This window comes from Desulfobotulus alkaliphilus (assembly GCF_007830435.1).
Classification (GTDB): domain Bacteria; phylum Desulfobacterota; class Desulfobacteria; order Desulfobacterales; family ASO4-4; genus Desulfobotulus; species Desulfobotulus alkaliphilus.
This window is the reverse complement of record NZ_VLLC01000021.1, coordinates 42,727-61,904: the sequence shown is the minus strand read 5'-3', so window position 1 is coordinate 61,904 and position 19,178 is coordinate 42,727. Positions and strand designations below refer to the sequence as shown.

The window sequence follows — 19,178 nt, the reverse complement described above, 5'->3', positions numbered from 1 at the left end:
GAGAAGCCCTCAGGATTTACAGGGATAAGGATGTCGTTGAAAAAGGCTTTGACCGCATGAAAAACAATCTTGATCTTGGCAGGCTAAGGGTTCACAGCAATCACAAGGCCTGGAACAAAACCTTCGTTGGTTTTTTGGCGCTTATATTGTTGTCAAAGATCCATTACACGATGGTGCAGGAAAAATTGTACTGCAAAATGACAATGAAAGAGCTGATTTTAACTTTATCCAAACTACGCATTCAGGAAATTAAGGGAGTTAGAATCCTTTTCCCATTAACCAAGCTTCAAAAAACTATCTTCAAAGCCTTTGGAGCTAAAGAGCCTTCGTAGGTATAAAAATGAGCGGGATTTTAGGATGTTTTTTTGATACCTTCTTGTTTTTTAGTGGTGAAGGCAAAAATAATGTCGGATTTGAAACCAGGTATCTTTAAAAAATATGAAACTGATATGCTAACGAGTTTATTTCCGACTCGACATAAATACTCAGAAGCAACCCACGCCGTGTTACGGCGTTTTGTCATAAAGTAACTTTTGAAGTTACTCAGAAGCAGCTCACGCCCTGCTAGGGCGTCTTGTCATAGAGTAACTTGTGCAGGATTCAAACTAATTTCGATCAGTGATGGATAATTGGTGATTTTTTAAGCTTTTGAATTAAAAGAACTAAATTCAAGTTACTCAGAAGATCATTTGCCATTCGACGTAGATAAAAATACCTGATCATTGTCATTAAGTTTGAAACAGAAGATATTCTGTCGAATGCGTTTTGATTTTGTTTGTAACATCCCGGTTTTTGGCTGGAAATTGAAAATAAGGTGGTTTTGTTGGGTGTTTTTTGAGTCTTTTGGTAAGGTTTTTTTTGGAAGTGGTTAAATTTTTTACATTTTTTATGGCTTCCAGGTTGTCATGTATGCTTGGATAGCAGGAAGGATAGGGTGGGGGATGGAACCATATAAGAAGCCGGAAAAAGGCAACTTGGCTAATGTGACCCAGCGGCTTGTGCAGCATATTCTGGGAATGAGTTTTGAGGAACGCAGAGATCTTTTGCTCAGGCTGGAGAGTGCAGATGTAGAGAAACAGAAGGATAAAAGAAAGGGCCCACGCATTCCTTATCTGGCAGAAGTGGATTTTGTCGTGGATGAAAGGGTTTATAAGGGAATGATTCTGGATATATCAGAGGATGGTGCTAGGATTGCTGCATGCGACATTCCTCCTGCGGGCGCAGAAGTCCGCATGGCTTTCCCTCTGCCCGGTTCCAGAAAAGCCCATGTCCGCATGGCGGGTCTTGTGGTGCGGGATGCGGACAGGGATTTCGGGGTTGCTTTTAACAGGGGGCTGAATCCGGATCTGAGGCGTTATGATGTCAGGATTCTTGGCTGCCCGGATCTGAAGCAGAATCTCCCGGAGTCTTAGCCCCATGGGCTCCGGCCGGTGGGGGGATGGTACCGGGGGGAAGCTGGATAGGGGGGGGAGATGTTGCTTTTAGTTTTTTTATTCCGGGTGGCAGCAGGTCCGGTTGATGGGGTGGGCAGGAAGGTGTTGTGACAACTTCTCCATCCTGATTGATCACCGTATCGTCTTCAAGGATCACAAGTCCAAGGCGTTTTACAACCTCATTTTTATATTGATGGCGGAATGTTATGGCCTTTTTCTGAAGTTTGTAATTGAGAACCATCCATAGAATGGCAAAAATGGTGCCCACAAGGAGAAGTACGCCCAGTGAAATGAGAAGATACTGCGCTGATTTTTCCCCAAAACGTGCTATAAAGGCAAAAATATCCTCAATTTTATAGATAATGCCGGCACCCAGTCCAAGGAGTACAAGGATAAAAAGAAAGGGGAGCTGGCGAACGGTTCTTAGAAATGCCTGTATGCGCAGGGTGGTTTGGCTGGCATCCGGATCTCCTGCAAAGGCGTCTTCGTCATAGAGAGGGTTTTGTCCATAAAGATATTTATTGAAGCCGACAACAAAAATGCCCAGCAGGAAGGTTATGGTTACGGGAATAATGAAGGCGGCAAAAAAATAGGACTTCCATGGGAAGCTGCTGCTTTCCGGTCCCAGCTGCCCGATGAAGGAGACAAAGAAAATGACTGCTTCAACAATGCCTATAAATATCAGATAGTTTTTAAGGAATTGCTTGATTTCAGAATGATTGAAGAGGGAAGCGATACCTTTGTGTTCCGGGGTCTGTGGGGCATTCATATTTTTTTCTCCGTAAAAATCCGGTTGTTTGCCATTGTGCATACAGGCAGATGGTCTTCTTAAACAAAAGAATTTTAGCTATTGGATTCAGGCTTTTCAACCTTTAAGTTTAAATGAGTGCTGTTTTATGCTCTGCCGCTATGCTTGTTGCTGTAACAATATGAACAAGGGAGTTGCCGCACTGGAGACTCACTTACTTCTGGCCAAATTTGCTTTGTTAATTTAAATAATTGCGGAGAGAGAGGCTGGCATCCATGGTTTTTCATGGTTTGGCATTGCACCGTAACTATAATATTTTAAAGATCTTGTGTGTTTTTCCGTTTTTTTGTGTCGCATTTTTCCACCCCTCCCCTCTTTTTTTGATCTGTCTTTCCGCCCAAAGACAGAAGGGGGCACTATGAAGACAAAAGATATAGCAGCCAAGGTTTCATATCTCAAGAGAGGTTTTCATTCCAATGGCGGGAACTTGCATCTGCGCCTCCTCAGCCCAGCTCCAGCTTATCCAGTGGAAGAGGGTGTTCAGCGGGAGTTTTCACTTTCTCCTTGTTCAGGATTTTTTTATGGAGGCCATGTCCAGATCGGCAATCCGGGCAATCATGTCTTCGGGCAGGCTCTGCATACGGACTATATACTCTGTGTGGTTATTCTTGATACATGGGGCAGTCTTGAAACGATATGGAAAACCTCTTGATCGGTGCACTTAAAATTTTCAATTGTTTCACAGCTGACCACTTGGAGAATAATATCCGCCACTTTCCTTTGAGAAACTGACCGGGGATTTATCCGGAGCTTATTCAGGAAGGCTCAATAGACAGCACAGAATTGTTTGCCAGATTCTCAATAATGAAAAAACCTTCAGGATAATCCGGATGTAGGCATAGTATGAATAAAACAGTAAAAGAAGATGTTCCTTTTTTTTACTTTTTTTATGGACCCTGACCTTGCTTTAAGGAGGATTAATCATGGAAAAATTAAAAAAGCTATTCTTCGTAATGTTTATCGCTGTGTTTCCATTAACGGCTTTTGCACAGGATAACGATACTGGAATTATATCCATTTATGAAGGAAGTAGGGTTGTTTATGATGATCAAATTGGTTTTGAAGAGTTTTCTCAACTGGTAAGCGAGGATTCCGTCATAACTATTGAAGGCATAATTCGAAGGCAATGGTGCCAGGCTCCTGATGGCCGTTCGCCGCTTGAGGTTATTAAAAACTACGAAGCTGCAATTAAGAGCATGGGCGGAGAACTGTTGTTTATTACCAGAGATCCCCAGTCAATTGAAATAGATAATGAAAAAATAACAAAATATTTTAACATGCATCGGAAGAATCGTGGTTTAGCCACAAATGTCGTTTCCTACAATCAATTTCCCGCAGGAATGAGTGAATTTTTGGCAGCTCGGATAACGGCACCAGGCAAGGAATACTATCTTACCATTGCCTCTGGCCGGGGGCACAGTGCCGCCAGGCAGGCTGACAGAACCTATTTTGAAATCGTGACGCTAGAGGTAGAAGCAATGGAGCTCGGAAAGGTTACCCTGGATTCGCTCAGGGAAGGCATTGCTCTTTATGGTAAGGTGCCAGTTTACAACTTCCATTTTGAAACAGGGTCTGCGGAAGTGCTTTCCGAGTCGGCTGAAGCACTCCAAATTGTTTATGAGTTTATGGCACAATCTCCTGCGGAAAGATATTATGTTGTAGGGCATACTGACAATGTGGGCAGTTATGAAATGAATCATAAGTTGTCCTATGCCAGGGCAAATGCAGTGGTCAGAAGGCTGGTAGATGAATACGGGGTTGACATAAATCAGATTAAACCTGTCGGGGTAGGACCTGTATCACCAATATTTAGCAATTCTAGCGAGGAAGGGAAGGCACGGAACAGGCGTGTCGAAATAGTAAAACGATAATTGTTATTCCGAGAGAAAAGGGGCCAGCATCTTTTCAGATTTTTCTATTACCACTGATTGCTGATACAGCAGAGCAAGGATGCGGGTATCAGCATGGCCTGTTTGTGCGGGATCTTCCATGAGGTGCGGCCCGTCCAAGGCTCCGTGATGTCTTAGATGGGAGAAATCTTCATCCTAAAATCCCGCTTATTTTTATACCTACGAAGGCTCTTTAACTGGTTTTATTGAATTAAAAAAATCTAAAAATGGCGGAGAGAGAGTCTAACAATCCCCGGTTTTTTATAGTGTCGTGGTGTTTCTTAACTCATTGTTTTTAAAAGATCTTGTGGTTTTTGAAGTGTTTTTGTGTTGCATGATTTCCCCCCTTGATCTATCTTTCCGCCTATGGACAGGACTAGGGACGGAAGGGGTTAAAATGAAGACAAGGGATAAGCTTATAGCAGCTAAGGTTGCATATCTCAAGAGAGGTTTTCATTCCGATGGCGGGAACCTGTATCTGAAAGTCAGGGAGTCCGGTGGGCGGTCATGGATATTCCGGTATGAACGGGCCGGGCATCAGCGGGATTTGGGCCTGGGAGCTTTCCCGGATGTTTCCCTGAAGCAGGCACGGGAGAAGGCCGCAAAGTTGCGGAGAATGATTGTCGATGGGCTTACCCCGGTGCTGGAAAAACCTGTCCAGGAAAAAAACTTTCAGCAGGTAGCAGTGGAGTACATCGAGGGGCAGAAGTCCGGATGGAAAAACGAGAAGCACTACCGGCAGTGGTTAAGCACGCTGGAGCAGTATGCCTTTCCGAGTATCGGGCGGCTTTACCCGAAGGAGATTGCCCTTGAGCATGTTCTTCGGATCTTAAAGCCCATATGGGAGTCAAAAACAGAAACAGCTTCCCGTGTCAGGGCAAGACTGGAACGGGTTCTTGACTATGCAAAGGCTCATGGTCTTCGGTCTGGGGACAATCCAGCCGCATGGAAGGGGAACCTGGATTCTATCCTTCCGAAAGCCTCAAGCGTTACCGAGGTGGAGCATTTCAAGGCCGTTTCTATTGAAGTGATGCCTGATCTTTATGAAAGCCTGAAAAAATCCAGCGCGGTTTCCGCATTGTGTTTGCGTTGGGTTATCCTGACGGCCTGCCGTTCCGGTGAGGGGCGGGGTTCTCTGTGGTCTGAGATCGACAGACACAGAGGAACATGGACAATACCGGTGGCACGGGCAAAAACGAAAAAGGCCCATGTGGTTCCGCTTTCGGGTGAAATGCTTGTCGTCCTGGAAAAGGCCAGAGAGTATGATGACGGGAGCGGTTTGATATTCCCGTCACCTTCCGGGAAAACCCTGTCCGATGTTGCTCTGGCCAAGGCCTTGAAAACCCGCCTGGAAGAAGGGGCTACGGTTCATGGCATGAGGTCGGCTTTCAAAGACTGGGCGCTGGAACGATGCCCATTGATTCCAGACCATGTATCTGAGGCGTGCCTTGCCCATGCTTCGGGTGACAAGGTTCGGGATGCTTACGCGAGAACGGATCTGGTGGAACAAAAAAAAGATCTTTTGGAAAGATGGTCAGACTATTTGACCTGTGGCGGGGCGGCAGGGTATTAAAAAAGAGCCAGTCCGCTTTTCCCCCTGATCCAACCCCTCAGCCCAACCCCAGCTGATCCAGCGGAATTTTCACCTTCTCATTGTTCAGGATTTTTTTCACGGAGGCCACGTCCAGACCATTTTTCCCTGCGGGTTAACAAAATAAAAGGGATGAAAGGGGGCGACCACCTTTTTTTTCAGCTCCATTGCAATCTGGTTTTTCCGGTTTTATAGTAAGACCAGAACAAAGAGCCTTTAAGTGGTCTTATTTTCATAAGGAATAAGGAAGAAAGCCATGGAAACCATTCTTGCACCATTTTCCGCCAGCATTTCAGAACTCAAAAAAAATCCGGGGGCACTGATCCAGAAGGCCGACGGCAATCCGGTGACCATTCTGAACCGCAACAAGCCCACAGCCTATCTGGTTCCTGCGGCAACCTATGAAGCCCTGCTTGAAAAACTCGAAGATCATGAGCTGGGTCAGATTATCCTTGAGCGCAAAGCCCAAAGGGATCAGGCTGTGGAGATCTCCCTTGATGACCTATAAGCTCAAGTTTCTCCCGGTTGCGCTGAAGGAGTGGAAAAAGCTGGATCCGTCCATAAGGGTGCAGCTCAGGAATAAACTTGAAGAAATTATCCAGAACCCGAAAATACCGGCCAACAGACTGAGGCAGTTTGAAAATCATTATAAAATCAAACTCAAAAGCTCTGGTTACCGTCTGGTGTATGAGGTCATTGATACGGAAATTGTGGTTCTGGTCATTGCCATTGGCAAGCGTGAAGGGAACAAGGTCTATGAAGTGGCCAGGCTAAGAACCTGATCCATGGCAAAGACCCGCCCCCTTATTCCTCCTCCCCATCCTTCCAAACCGCCTTCCTCCCCCTCTCCACCACCAGATCCTTTTCCTTCTCTCTGGCCCTTTCTCTTCCCCTCTGCTCCAGAATGCTTTCCCAGTCCGCAGAGCCGCCGCGCACCTCGGCAATGGCTTCCCCAAGGGTCATGATGTTGCTGTTCATGGCGTCGATAATGGCAGAAATCTCCTTGGACGGGTCCACATGGCCACGCCGGGGCGGTATCCATCGGCAGTGGGTGTACAGCCGCCTTGCCGCGTACCAGTCCGGCCAGTGTTTCTTGATTTTGATCCAGCCCCGCAGATAGGCCTCTTCCATGAGCATCTCATAAATGGGCTGCATGTAACCGCTCACCAGCCACTGCTGGTACAGGCTGAAAAGGTTCCAGGCTTCCAGCAGAGCGGCTCGTGCGCCAGCGTAATTGGTTTTGGAAAAGTCTTTGGAGATCACCTCATAGGGCAGCCCCACGGAGGCGCCGATGCCCCGGAGCAGGCGCTCCACAAAGGGCTCAAAGGTGTTGCCCGGCCTTGTGGTGGAAAGGATGTGGGGCCGCTCACCGGAGCGTCCGTAGTAGATGCCTGCGGGGGCCACCTCCTGATACTCCTCGCCCCGCTGGGACATCTCGTTTTTATCGAGGAACTGTTCCGCCATTTCACTGGGGTACGGCGTTTCGATCCACACGGGAAAGGAAGCCGCCACAATGGCACCCACCACCTCAAAATCCAGATAATCCGAAAGATCCCGAAAAAGCTTCATGGCCGGTGCCAGCGGAGAAACCCCCCGGTACTGATCCGTTCCCTTGGATATCATGCCATGGAAAATCCCCGGCCTGTGGCCCACCCAGGCGGGAACCGGGGTGAAGTCTCCGGCGTTCCGGGCCATCTTTCCGGTTCTGGCATCCACACCCGCCACCCAGTAGCGCAGGGGCTGGCCCATGGTGCCGATCTCAATGCCATCCCGGAAGGCGCCGTTGTCCTGCCTGTCCGCCGGGGTGAAAACACGGGAAGGGCTGATCTGCTGAAGGGCAAGGGAAAAGGTGCGGTTGGGGCTGTCCAGCATCACGGGCTGCTGGAAGAACTCCCCGTGGGTGAAGTAGTCGTAGACCGCCAGCAGAGAGAGCATCCAGAAGGGCAGACGGCCACGGGCATCCGCTTCCGACTGCCAGCTGATCCATGCCAGACGACAGGCCTCCCGCATGTCCTGGGCCTCATCTTCGGTCATGCCAAGGGCCTTAAAAAAGGGGGATGGCTGGGGCGTGAGGCCCGTTCCCACAATGTGGGTGGCCATGGAGTCCGACACACTGGCCGCATGGGGGTCGGAGCCGATGATGTCTGCCGCCCGGCCCGTGAGGATCTCCCGTTCGCGGGATTCGGTGAAGCGGGAGAGCTTCTGGCCGTACCACTTGCCAAGGCTTCCCTTGCGCCCGGCCCCCTTGCGACTGTAGCCGAAGGTATTGCCGCCGCTCACGGGTCCGGGCTGGGTAGGCCTGAGGTCAAGATTTCGGATGGATGGGATGCTGAGGGGTGCTGTCATCGGGCGGCCCTCCCGTGCAGGATGCGGGGTCGGGTGATGGCCATGAGCTTGGCCTTTTCCGTTTCAAAATACTGTAAACCGGACTGGATGTCCGGCAGGCTGGCCCGTGTGACCTTGACGCCATCGGAGGTGGTGTACTCCTGGGACAGCATGGCTGCGGACAGGGCTTTTTTAAGGTCAGAAATCTTGGCTTCCAGCTCCGGTAAAGTCCAGATACTTGCTGCGGTCATGGGAGGCTCCTTCCGGGGAGGGTTGGTTGATGATGGATAAAAAAACGGCCCCATGGAGTATAGGCCCGGAAAGGGCGGTATTTGCTGTTTGGACCTTAGATGGGCGTGGATGGATGTTCTTTTTGTCTGATTGGGGCAAGAATTTGCTTGACGGGGTGGTTTTTCCGGAGGTCTCTTCTCTGCATGGTTTTTATACGGCTTGCTGATATATCAGTAGGGATCCGTTCTTTTTTATCATTTTAACACAATCCGGTGATATGTCAGTGAAGAAAGGCCTTGTTTGATGTGCTTTACAAATTCTTTAATAATAATACCTTATGTCATTTTGTGAAGTTGCATTATCCCACAAATAAAAAAAACAGTGTTTTGTTGTTGACGGATTTTTTTGAATATGATTTTTATTGTGTCATAAATCAAGAAGAGGAGATACGTCTATGGAATGCCCAAAGTGCGGATATTTCAGAAAAGCCGAAGACCCCTTCCCTGAGTATGAATGTCCTTTATGCAGGGTTGTATATGACAGGTATCGGGGAGAACCGCATTCTTCAATGGGATGCGAAATAATTGCAACAAAAAAAGATGCACAAAAAAAATACAGGGCACTAAAAAGGAAAGTCTGGCTGCTGAATGGTGCACTGATTATGATTGTTTTAGTCAGTCTGGTTGCTGTCTTCGCTGGCGTGTTATTTCAGCCTGCAGCTTGAGCGCAGAAAAAATCATCCAAAGGCCTTCAGCGTTTCATTGAAATTTAAGGCCGGGTTCCGGCCCGGTTCTGGTTTTTATTGGCTGTTGTCCTTAAGGACTTTAAAGACCTTAAAGTCTCTAACGACCTTAATGAAGACTGCCCTTTTTGATAAACACAAGCCCTTGCCGATTTAAAGAGTTGCTGCTTTCCGGCCCGGTGATGCAACAGCCTGCGCCTCACCCTGCCTGCACCGCCATGACGTATTTGTTTGGCCCCATATCAATCAGCGCGGTCACGTCAACGTCTTCCATGGGGACCAGCTTTTTTTCATCAGCGTCTATCTGCCACATACACACCCTGCCGCCGATACAGAAATAAACATAGGAGGATGTGCAGGCGGCATGGAATGTCTCGTTGCCCACCATGCTGGCGGTTATGGTGCTGGCAGAGGTATCCAGAAGCGCACCGTTCATGTCCGCCATGGCGCAGCAGATCGTGTCTCCCTCGTTGAAGGCAAAAAAAACGAAAACCCCATTGGTGGCGAACGGAGAATACTGTCGGTTTGTCACACTGCCCAATCGTGGGAGAGACACGATCCTGCGCTCCCATGTCACGGGGCTGATTTCCCAAAAATAGCACTCAGGAGCAGCAGAAACAGATATGGATGGTGCATGGCCGAGAATCAACCTACCCCCTGTTACCTGCATCCGGGCCACCACTGGCGCCATATTGTACCATGGGACGCTGATCCTCCACTGCGGAGACTCCCTGATAAAACTGCCACCAAAATCAAAAACCATGATCTTGTGATAAACCCAGGAAATAGTGGTCATATCTATACTGTCCGCGTAAGTATAGACCACATAAATGTACTCATCGTCCGCTGCACACATCCCTGCTGTCCAGATTCTCCGCACCCCACTCACAGTGGCCCTGACACCCAGCTTTTTTCCCAAAGGGGGGAGGGAGCATCCCAGTATGGCATCGGCAAAATGGGCGGTAAATCCGTCCCATACCAGGGTTCCTTCATCCTGCGAAACCAGCACCAGCCTGTCCTTGCTGTTATATGCGGAGACAGTCTGGCACAGCACCCTTTGGTGGGGGTTCCAGCTCGCCTGTATTCTGGGCTGGGGCAGCGCCCCGTGCTGGCGGACACCCTTCCTCGCTGTCAGCAGAGGGTCGCATTCATACACGCAGCCAAAGCCGCTGCGACGGCTTTCCCAGTCATTGACAACGGTAAAAAATACAGACCCGCAACCCTTGGGTTCCTCCACAAAACCAATCACCCTCGGATGGTTGAAATCCTGATCGCTGAACATCACCACCACATGATCCCCCTCTCCAAAGGCCCCGGCGTGGCAGTCCATGTAGTCGATGGGCACGGCATTCAGCGTATCTTCCTGATTGATTTCAAAGTTTTTGATATAAGACCGGGCCTCATCCAGCGTAAGGGATGCTGTGCCCGCTGCGGTATCTATGCTTCCAATAACGCCAGTCCTGTATGTGGGTTTCCATTTCTGCCAGCCGGGCATGATGGTCCAGTTAAACACCGCCTGTGCTGCTGTCATGGCAGGCATGGGCTTGAGCATGCCGTGGGGCAGCGGGTCCGGAGTATCCGGCCCCGGCTCCAGAGACTGCGGAGCCAGTATCATATGCTCCGGCTCTCCGTTGATTTCCATGGTGGGCATCCTGCCCGTGAGGTTTTCGCTTAAGTCCGCACACCAGATCTCCCGGACATCATTGTCCACCCGGTCTTTTAATTCCTGCAGATCCTTCATGCGCTGCTGATTGGCCATCAGCCGCAGGTCCATTTGTGCATATTGGGCACGGGCGGCGTTTTCTGCGTTTCTGCGGAGCTGTATCTGTGTCTGCGCGTCCATCACAGCCCGTTTCCGGGCATCGCTGATCTGCTGCCCCGCATACTCCCAGAGCAGCTTATCCAGCGCATTGAGCGCTGCCGTGGTCTCATCTGCAAAGCGGTGGATCTCTTCCAACAGCTCCGCCATGGCGTCTTCGTAAAAATCGATTCGTTTTTGGGTGGCTTCCATAAGGGGAGGAATCCATTCCCGGTGACAGGCCACCTGCACCCTGTATTTGCCATCCCCCAGATGTTCCAGAATTTCTGCCACTGCCATGCCTGCCCCCTATGCTGTGAGAATTTCCATGGTGGCCTGATTGCGGCCCACGGAAACGGATATGCGTTCTGCCACATAATTGCCCTGGGGTGTCTGCACCGTATCCCCCGGAAAGAGGCCGAAAACAGGAGCACAACGGATACGTGTCTGACCGTCCGCCTGCAGGGCCGTGCTGATGAGGGGGCCGGATCGCTTGGGGATGGCAGGGTCAAAGGAAAAGGACAGCCTTTCCCCTGCGGTGAGGGTGACGGAGCTGTTGCGGCCTCCGGTGTCGTGGCGGATATTGATTTTTCCAGCCCTTGCCATCTCCGCCAGATCCCTGCTGCCGTCTGCGTAGCGGATGCCCTGATAAAGCACAATCTGCCCGCCCTTTCGGGCGGTGATGGCTGCGGTGTTTTGCACGGCGTTGGGGATCACCACGGATAGATATGACCCGCCGTGGCCGTATAGCCGGTACTGCAGGGAAGATATGGGGATTTCCAGATCCTCAAGGCCGTTGGCGGTGCCGGTGATAACGCAGACAAATACCCGCTGGGCAGACCGTGCCCGATGTTTCAGCCACCAGACGATATGCTCCCACCGGCCGGACAGCCTGCACACAGGAGACAGCACCCCCGCCTGCACGGGATAGCCGTGAAGCAGTCCCGGCCCGGTAATGCCAGCCGCAGCCGTAAACCTGCCGCAGGAAAGCATGATCATCAGCCCCGACGGACTCCCTGACAAAACCGGCTGAACAGAAAAACGCCCTGCATGGCGGGCAAACGAACGGGGCTGCCCGGAAAGCCGGGCAGTCATGCGAAAATGGCCGCATGGCAGAGCGGTGTCTCCGCCGGGGTCTGTGCCGGTCCTCTTCAGGGGAGGAAGAACCAGCCCCATCAGCTCAGCCTTCACCCAGACATCATGCCCCAGAGCCAGCGGGGGGATGTTGTACTTATGTCCCATCACGCTTCTGCCATATCATCATAGGAAACCCAGCAACCAAGATCCGCTGATCCCGTGGCTTTAAGGAACATATTATTGTATGGCTGCAAAAACACCGGAACGGACAGTATGAACACGGGCTTTTCTGCCGTCAGCTCCCCGTGTATGTGGGAAATGCAGCTGTCCATATCAAAGCCGCCCCATCCCAGCGTAAACGTTGCGGGGAGACTGGCGGGGTCCGGAGTGCTTATGTACACTGAAAAAACCAGTGCTTTTCCATCGTCCCACACCTCCAGAACCGGCGCGGCATCATAACCGCTAAAGGCTGTGTTATAGAAGTTTTGAAGGGCCATATTATACACCTCCATCCATATCAAATCCCAGCTCCTGAAGCTGGAAACTCACGCCGTTTGTGACGGTAATGTTCTGACCAAAGGCGATATGCCCCACAATCAGGCTGGCCTCGGGGTCCGCCTCATCCCATTGGAGCACCACTGCGGATGCAACCGGGCCGATACTGCCGCCGTCTGCAGTCCATGTGGTATTCTGCCACTGGATGAGGGCTTTGTTCTGCGCATCATCCTGCGACCACGGCATGTCATCGATGAGGGCTTTACCCCCCGCATCATAACCGTTTTCTCCGGAGGCCTCATCCGCCAGAACCTGCCCGTAGGTTTTGTGGGTGTTGCGATCAAAGGCATACCCGGCACTCATCAGCAGAACACGGAAGCTGCCCGTCTCAAAATTGATATTCCCTCTGCCCATCTCGAATAAAAGCCCGTTGGCCAGCGTTTTTGATACGGCCATTTACACCTCCCTTAAAATTAAAATCTCCATACCTGCCAGATTATCCCTTGCCTGCCACGCAGACGGCACCCCAAAAAACAGGCCCTCTTCCGTGGATACCCGGACTTCCCCGTACAGTTTCACCATGCGGGTGAGCCATGGCAGATGCCGGATATCCGTGGAAACGCTGAGGGTGCGGTCTGCGGCGGCGTAGCCCGTGTCATACACAGAAGCCCCGCCATCAAGGGTGGCCGTGCGGGAGGTTCTGCGGGCGCCGGTTCTGTTGCCCGGAATGGCGGACGGGTGCTGCCGCAGGATGCGGGTGCCGTCCATGTCAAATTCAGGGGCTGTTACAATGATGTTCATGCTCGCCCTTTCAAAAAAAAGCACTGTGGTGGTTACCCCAGCGGTTTCCAGCGCTTTCGGGGTGAATGTCCGCTACAGGTAGCGGATGTTCTGCCTGCCCTGTGGATTGCCTTCCTTAAAGACTTTAAAGACCTTAAGGACTTTAGCCGTTTGTCTTTATTTACGGGCTTTGGTTATTAAGGTCTTCAAAGACCTAAAGACTTTAGCCGTTTGTCCTTATTTATGGGCTTTGGTTATTAAGGTCTTTAAAGTCCTTAAGGTCCTTAATGAAGGCTGTCTTTTGCAGCAGGCAATGGCCTTGCTGCTGCGGCCCGGCATTCACCCCGAAGGGTTTTACGGGCTGAAAGGGGTTTGACCCCTTTTATTTTTAACTGCCCAGCAGCATATCCATGCCCTCTTCGTTCACCCGCACCTGAATGGCATTTAAAACCTCCCACATAAAAGCCTCAAGGTGGGGGGCAAGGCCATCGCCGTTGATGGTAATCAAAGACTGCTCTGTCCCCCGCAACAGGCGCTGCTGTTTTTCCTGCAACATGCTTATTTCCAGATCCGTCATCTGCATCTGCTTGTCGTGGGCTTCCTGCCGCATGCGCTGTTCTTTGCGGATCTGATCTTCCAGCATAAATTTATCGCCCATATTATCCATGGTCCCCAGCTTGCCAAAAAGACTGTCCAACAGGCTGCCCGTGGAGCTGATGGTATTGTCCATGCTGCCCATGATGGCTTTAAATTTGTCCGCATCCGCTTCCAGTTCGGCGATGTTCATTTTGGCGGTCCACTCTATGCTGGTATCCAGCACCGCCAAGGTGGCCTTGATGCGCTCGGTCTCTTCCTTGAGCTGGGCCTTGTCCATTTCCAGCATCAGTTCAAGGCGTTTTTCCGGGGGGATTTCCTTTTCCAGCTCTTCTTTGGTTTTCTCAATGGAAGCCCTGTCCGGGCCTGCAACATAGGTGATCTTTTGCTCATCATCCGTGAAGGCCATGACACCCTTGACCACCTCCAGGGATTTTTCATCTGCTTCCGCAGTGACTTTGGTGGATTTTTCATCGGGGATATCCGCAAGGGCGGTCTTTAAAGCATCCCAGGAGGCCTCGTCCTTATGGATAAGAAAATCAATGATCACTTCCTCGGACAAATGGGTGGCATCCAGCCCCAGCGCCTTCATCTGTTCCCGTGCGGCTTCGATCTCTTCCGCAGAAACCTTTATTTCCACCTCATTATTTTCAGCCAGCTTTTCAAGCTCTTCGGCAAACTCCCCCACAGACCCGGCACCGCCCTCCATGGCTTTGGCGGTTTGGTCCGTGGCCTCGGCCATCTCCCGGAGTTTTTCCGTGTTCTGCGGAACATAAACCCCCGCACCGGCAAGGGCCACGTTCATGCGGTCGATATTGGTCTCTGTGTCCCGGACGGGCAAAAACAAAGAAATCAGCATCCCTTTCCAGAAGCCGAACTTTTCCGTCAAAAACTCAGACCGCTGGGCCAGACCCAGCTTGTGACCGGCTGTTTTGACCAGTGCCGGGTCCATTTCTGCAAATTTTGTTATGAGATCCCCACCCAGCTGCAAGAGAGGATTCCACGCTTCCAGAATGCCGGATGATGCCGTGGCAAGGCTGCCCATGCCATCCACAAGCACCTGAAGAATCTGGCCCAGCTCGTCCGGTTTTGTAGGGTCCAGCCCCTGAAATATGGAATCAAACAGCCCTTTGATGGTTTCGCTCAGCTCATCCGCCCCTGCCGTAAACCGGGACCAGTCTATGCCCTCCAGTGCCTCGGGCAGGGCCTGACCGATACCGGAAGCCCATTCCGTAAACTCTCCGGCGCTTTTGGAAAGACGGGCATACAGCTCATCAAAGGCCCCGGCATCGATGCTGGTACGAAGCCCGCCAAAGATCTCGGACAGGGCACCCACGGCATCGCCGTATTCATCCAAAAGGGGCAGGCCTGCGCTCACAAAGGTGGCCCGCATGGAATTGAGAAGCTGCTGGTTGTGAAAGGTGATGTTCCGGGCCATTTTTTCATAGGCTTCATCCGTAGCGCCGGAAGAGGCCTGCATCTGCTGCATCTGAGAAAGAAAATGCTCGCCCCCGTCCTGACCAAACATGGCCAGCACACCCGTAAGCCCCTGCACGCTGCCAAAGAGCCTTGCAATGGTCTCCACATTGCCGTCCGTGGCCGCATACACATCCTGCATCACCCCTTCAAAGCCCCTGGATTTCAGGGCAGAAACATCAAAGCCGATGCCTAAGGCCTCGGCTTCTCTGGCGGCCTGCTCCGATGGCTTGATGATGGCCTGAATGGCTCCCCGGATGGCGGTCATGGCTTCGCTGGTGGGCATCCCCTTGGCCGTGAGCACGGCAATGGATGCGGCCAGCGTGTCAAAGGGAACATCGCCTGCGGCGGCTATGGATGTGACCTGTGAGAGGGATTTGGACAGCTCCGGCAGGGTGGTCTGGCCGGATTTGACCGTGTTGAAAAGAATGTCCGAGTACCGGGAGGCTTCGTCCGCACTGGCTCCGTAGGCGTTCATGGTGGAAACCAGCGCCACGGTGGTATCCGAAAGCTCGGCCTTGCCTGCGATGGCAAGGCGTTCTGTCTGGGCAATGAGGCTGATGACGTCTTTGTAGTCCGTACCGGCAGAGATGGCCGCATAGGTGGCGGCGTTGACTTCGGACATGGCAAAGGAGGAATCCGCGCCATAGTCCAGCAGATTTTTTCGGAAGGCGCTGAGGTCATCGCCCGTGGCATCAATGAGGGTGGAAATCTCATTGAAGGAATCGGACCACTCCCCGGCTGCGGCAATGGCCACCCCGGCTCCGGCTGCTGCCATGCCTCCAAGGGCCGCCGTGGTGGTGAGGGTGGCATCGGCCATGGCAGCCATGGGCTTGGTGACACTGCGGACGCCATCTTCTATGACGTTCATGGTCACTCCCAGCTTGCCCAGATTGGTGTTGATGCCCGTGGCCACCTGAGAAACCTGATCATCCCCCGCAAAGACTATTTTGACTATTTTTTCCACGTTGGACATGATGCCCCTTTATTTGATTCGGTGTTGTTGCAGGGGCCTGCCCGAGGGTTTAAAGCCCGTCCGGTGGCTGCGCTTCGGGAGCCTCAGCGACCGGCTCTCGAAGCCCGGTGGCCCGGCCTGCCACAAAAGACTGCCTTCCTTAAGGACCTTAAAGACCTTAAGGACCTTAAGCCGTTTGTCCTTATTGATGGTCCTTGGTTATTAAGGTCATTAAAGACCTTAATAAGGGCAGCCCCTTCGCAGTATAGGCCCACAGATAACAGCATTTGCCATTTGCACCTTATATTCGCGCAGATGCATGTTCTTTTTGCTTAAACAGGCCATGATTTAGCTTGACGGGGTAAAGCCACAAACAAAAAACCCCCGCACCGGAACCGATGCAGGGGCTTCATTAATGAAATCAGAAAAGGCTTACTTGCCGCCGCCCTGACTCCGGAGGGACTGAACAAAGGCCTCGTGGTGAACTTCCGGGTTCAGCACACAGACCGTCCGCAGGACATTGTTTACGGATACCACCATATTCTGATGAAGCTGGCTCAGGGTGTGTAAACTTGCCAGCATACCATTCACTTCCCGGACAAGGTGCCTTGCCAGAAGGATCTGGTCTTCATGGCCATGGGGGAGGGGGGCAGGAGCGGAAGCCCCGTAGCGGCCCGTTCGGCGGATGGCGGGGAGAACTTCACTGGCTACCCAGTTGGTGAAATCTTCGGCAGCGGGTTTGTTGGACCGGAAGGCCAGCTTGTAGAGGGCGGGTTCGTTGATGATGATGAGCTGCTGCTCACCGCCGCCCCGGTGGTCTTCGGAAGAAGGGGTCGTGAGTTTTACGACCCCTTTCCATTCATCCTGAATCGAGGCAAGAATTTTGTTCCCGCTCCAGGTAATACCCAAGGCATCACATACATCCCTTGCAACAAACCAGAGGCTTCCATCTTCCTGAGTGAGGGTTCTGACAACGAGATTCTGAAAGGTAAAATCAAGGGTGGGTTGCTGGTTTTCCATGGCGTTTCTCCTACTGAATAAAGGATAAGAGGTATCCGCCACAACTGAGGCTAATCAGTGGGTGACGGAGCTGCGTGGGTTAGCCTTACCGGACAGTAGGAACCGGCGCTCCGAAGAGCCCACACGCAGCCCCGCCATAAGGGTATGCATGGGCACAAAAAATGCGCCTGCATTTCTGGAAGGGCGCTACGCGCCTACTGTTCAAGCGGGAGGCTAATCCCGGCTGCGGTTTTTTGCCGCAGTATAAAAACTGTACCCAGACCGGAATGGAATGTCAAGGCGCTGTTGGGGATATGGGAAAAGTTACGGGAAATGTATGCCGGGCTTGCCAGAAGGGGGTGGGTGGGGTATGGAAAAGAATCGTTTTTTGAGGGTGCAGTGGGGTTGTGGGCAGTATAACACCCCAGTCTGCATATTATACAGAACTGTATAGTATTTTGTTAGAGTTGGCAAGTAGATCCAAACACAGAAGGAGAAATAAGATGAAAATGCACCTCACATCAGCAGTCGCTGTTGTCCTTGCCGTTTTGCCGACCGTTTTGATGGCAAACCCCATGAGTCAAGGAACTTCTTATGGTGGGATTACGTTCAGTCAGCTGAAATACGATGAGGATGGTATATCGGACGATGCAAATCCTACCGCATTGATTGGGCGCCTTGGGTATTTTGTTGCGAACCAGATCGCGATCGAAGGGCGGCTCGGTATTGGCCTTTCCGATGATACGGTACGTGTTGACGGATTTGGCCCGGCGGTTGATGTTGATGTGGAGCTTGATCGTCTTTTTGGCTTTTATGCTGTGGGGCATCTCCCGCTGGGCGAAGCAGCGTCTATTTATGGCTTGTTCGGTTTTACAGACGCAAAGGCCACATTTTCGGCTAATGGGTTTTCAGGCTCCGATACTGATAGTGGGCTATCGTACGGATTTGGTGCCGAGTTCTATCCCTCAGAACAGATTGGCTTGAATGTTGAGTACACGCAGTACTTGGATGAAAGCGGATATGATTTGTCGGCGATCAGTGCCGGGGTTAAGTTTCACTTCTAGATCTCTAACAACAGCGTCAACTCGGACGGCTTCACCCTGCGCGTTCGCTTCGGGTAAAGCCGGCCGGTTACGCTGGGCGTTATACCAAACCCGAAAGATAACCTATGGTAATTGATTCAAATTCTATAGATGAAATAGTTTTAAAATGTTGGAATGCTGTTCGAAGTAAAATTGAAAGTGGTCATGAGCTTTCAAGCGAAAAAACACTATGTTTTTTATTTGCCATAGAACTTTTACACGAAGTCGGCCACGAACTTTGTATCGATTTTGAAAATAAATGTTTTGACGAGTTAAACGGTGAAAGCAAATATTTGGATTTACTATTTTATACTGACCCAGAATTCAAAATTGCAATTGAATTTAAGCTACCAAAGAAAACTAAAAAGGGTGGTTCAAATATCACTCAAGTTCGCCGTGCTGTCTATCGAGATTTAGCTCGCTTGAACTACCTTAAAAACTCTGGCCTTAAGCCTAAAGCTTGTTTTTTTTTAATGGCTGCTAACGAAGGGTCATATTTCAACAAAGGTAACTTAAAAAAATTCAAACATTTTATTACCGCTCAGAACTATGCTGTAACGAAAGACAATGATTTAACCGTTGATAATATTTCTATGGAGGGGATGTCATTTAAGTTCATATGGGATGGCTTACAAAAGAATACAAAGAAATATTCATGCATTAAGAAATATGCTTGGCTAAAACCAATAAAAGTATAAAACAAAAAGGGGTCAGCCCCCTTTCCTCCTTTTCCCCAGCAAAAGGGGTCAGACCCCTTTTAGCTAAAGTTACTGACAAAACATAAAAGGGGCCAACGTTTTTTTGGCTGTAGCAAAAGCAATATGACTAATAATTTTTCTTCACTTATCAATTGCAAAACAAAAAAAGAACTTACAGCGTTATGTAAAAAAATTAAAATCAGTT

At 50.8% G+C, this 19,178-nt stretch carries 20 protein-coding genes and 1 pseudogene; 11 read left to right on the top strand and 10 right to left on the bottom strand.

Going from position 1 to position 19,178, the window contains the following annotated elements; genetic code table 11:
* Together LZ24_RS17285 and LZ24_RS12520 are read left to right on the top strand one after the other, a co-directional pair.
* A pseudogene (locus tag LZ24_RS17285) lies at window positions 1-332 on the top strand (hypothetical protein); the annotation flags it as partial.
* 609 nt (window positions 333-941) lie between these two features.
* The gene (locus tag LZ24_RS12520; RefSeq protein ID WP_186443123.1) at window positions 942-1,412 is read left to right on the top strand and encodes a PilZ domain-containing protein; all 471 of its coding nucleotides are present in this window, start codon (window positions 942-944) and stop codon (window positions 1,410-1,412) included.
* Here the strand turns inward: LZ24_RS12520 and LZ24_RS12515 are convergent.
* Window positions 1,363-2,202, bottom strand: a complete 840-nt coding sequence (locus LZ24_RS12515; protein ID WP_144685647.1) for a hypothetical protein — start codon at window positions 2,200-2,202, stop codon at window positions 1,363-1,365. The two genes, LZ24_RS12520 and LZ24_RS12515, sit on opposite strands and share 50 nt — an antisense overlap.
* Before the next feature lie 397 nt (window positions 2,203-2,599).
* Here LZ24_RS12515 and LZ24_RS12510 point away from each other — a divergent pair, with 397 nt between their 5' ends.
* The 5 genes from LZ24_RS12510 (at window position 2,600) to LZ24_RS12485 (ending at window position 6,503) form a co-directional block, all read left to right on the top strand.
* The gene (locus tag LZ24_RS12510; RefSeq protein WP_144685646.1) at window positions 2,600-2,893 is read left to right on the top strand and encodes a hypothetical protein; all 294 of its coding nucleotides are present in this window, start codon (window positions 2,600-2,602) and stop codon (window positions 2,891-2,893) included.
* Between the two features lie 271 nt (window positions 2,894-3,164).
* Entirely contained in the window at window positions 3,165-4,112 is a 948-nt protein-coding gene (locus LZ24_RS12500; RefSeq protein ID WP_144685645.1) for an OmpA family protein, read from the top strand.
* A gap of 415 nt (window positions 4,113-4,527) precedes the next feature.
* A complete protein-coding gene (locus tag LZ24_RS12495; protein WP_186443122.1) occupies window positions 4,528-5,703 on the top strand; it encodes a tyrosine-type recombinase/integrase in 1,176 nt (391 codons plus the stop codon).
* A gap of 274 nt (window positions 5,704-5,977) precedes the next feature.
* Complete coding sequence (locus LZ24_RS12490) at window positions 5,978-6,229, top strand: type II toxin-antitoxin system Phd/YefM family antitoxin (RefSeq protein WP_144685643.1); 252 nt, start codon at window positions 5,978-5,980, stop codon at window positions 6,227-6,229.
* The gene (locus tag LZ24_RS12485) at window positions 6,219-6,503 is read left to right on the top strand and encodes a type II toxin-antitoxin system RelE family toxin (protein WP_144685650.1); all 285 of its coding nucleotides are present in this window, start codon (window positions 6,219-6,221) and stop codon (window positions 6,501-6,503) included. Before LZ24_RS12490 ends, LZ24_RS12485 begins: the two co-directional genes overlap by 11 nt.
* A gap of 22 nt (window positions 6,504-6,525) precedes the next feature.
* Here LZ24_RS12485 and LZ24_RS12480 read toward each other — a convergent pair whose 3' ends face one another.
* Window positions 6,526-8,067: a phage portal protein gene (locus LZ24_RS12480; protein ID WP_144685642.1), complete on the bottom strand. Its 1,542-nt coding sequence runs from the start codon at window positions 8,065-8,067 to the stop codon at window positions 6,526-6,528.
* Complete coding sequence (locus tag LZ24_RS12475; protein ID WP_144685641.1) at window positions 8,064-8,297, bottom strand: hypothetical protein; 234 nt, start codon at window positions 8,295-8,297, stop codon at window positions 8,064-8,066. The genes LZ24_RS12480 and LZ24_RS12475 overlap by 4 nt, the downstream gene beginning before the upstream one ends.
* A 29-nt stretch (window positions 8,298-8,326) precedes the next feature.
* On the opposite strand from LZ24_RS12475, the gene LZ24_RS17280 reads away from it, so the two are divergent.
* Entirely contained in the window at window positions 8,327-8,503 is a 177-nt protein-coding gene (locus LZ24_RS17280) for a hypothetical protein (protein ID WP_186443121.1), read from the top strand.
* Window positions 8,504-8,731: 228 nt separating this feature from the next.
* A complete protein-coding gene (locus LZ24_RS12470; RefSeq protein WP_144685640.1) occupies window positions 8,732-9,001 on the top strand; it encodes a hypothetical protein in 270 nt (89 codons plus the stop codon).
* Window positions 9,002-9,218: 217 nt separating this feature from the next.
* On the opposite strand, the gene LZ24_RS12465 is transcribed toward LZ24_RS12470, so the two are convergent.
* From LZ24_RS12465 to LZ24_RS12435, 7 genes are all read right to left on the bottom strand, one after another.
* Complete coding sequence (locus LZ24_RS12465; protein WP_144685639.1) at window positions 9,219-11,117, bottom strand: OmpH family outer membrane protein; 1,899 nt, start codon at window positions 11,115-11,117, stop codon at window positions 9,219-9,221.
* Between the two features lie 9 nt (window positions 11,118-11,126).
* A complete protein-coding gene (locus LZ24_RS12460) occupies window positions 11,127-12,059 on the bottom strand; it encodes a hypothetical protein (RefSeq protein WP_144685638.1) in 933 nt (310 codons plus the stop codon).
* Window positions 12,059-12,391, bottom strand: a complete 333-nt coding sequence (locus tag LZ24_RS12455; protein WP_144685637.1) for a hypothetical protein — start codon at window positions 12,389-12,391, stop codon at window positions 12,059-12,061. Before LZ24_RS12455 ends, LZ24_RS12460 begins: the two co-directional genes overlap by 1 nt.
* Window position 12,392: 1 nt before the next feature.
* Window positions 12,393-12,845 carry a hypothetical protein gene (locus LZ24_RS12450; RefSeq protein ID WP_144685636.1) on the bottom strand — a complete coding sequence of 151 codons (453 nt, stop codon included), beginning with the start codon at window positions 12,843-12,845 and terminating at the stop codon, window positions 12,393-12,395.
* A complete protein-coding gene (locus tag LZ24_RS12445) occupies window positions 12,846-13,190 on the bottom strand; it encodes a hypothetical protein (RefSeq protein ID WP_144685635.1) in 345 nt (114 codons plus the stop codon). It abuts the gene before it with no gap.
* A gap of 367 nt (window positions 13,191-13,557) precedes the next feature.
* Complete coding sequence (locus LZ24_RS12440; RefSeq protein WP_144685634.1) at window positions 13,558-16,215, bottom strand: phage tail tape measure protein; 2,658 nt, start codon at window positions 16,213-16,215, stop codon at window positions 13,558-13,560.
* Between the two features lie 411 nt (window positions 16,216-16,626).
* On the bottom strand, window positions 16,627-17,214 hold the full coding sequence (locus LZ24_RS12435) for a BRO-N domain-containing protein (RefSeq protein WP_144685633.1): 588 nt from the start codon (window positions 17,212-17,214) through the stop codon (window positions 16,627-16,629).
* 482 nt (window positions 17,215-17,696) lie between these two features.
* On the opposite strand from LZ24_RS12435, the gene LZ24_RS12430 reads away from it, so the two are divergent.
* Both LZ24_RS12430 and LZ24_RS12425 read left to right on the top strand, forming a co-directional pair.
* Window positions 17,697-18,257 (top strand): porin family protein, encoded by a 561-nt coding sequence (locus LZ24_RS12430; protein ID WP_144685632.1) that lies wholly within the window; start codon window positions 17,697-17,699, stop codon window positions 18,255-18,257.
* Window positions 18,258-18,361: 104 nt separating this feature from the next.
* A complete protein-coding gene (locus LZ24_RS12425) occupies window positions 18,362-18,973 on the top strand; it encodes a hypothetical protein (RefSeq protein ID WP_144685631.1) in 612 nt (203 codons plus the stop codon).
* Window positions 18,974-19,178 lie beyond the last annotated feature (205 nt).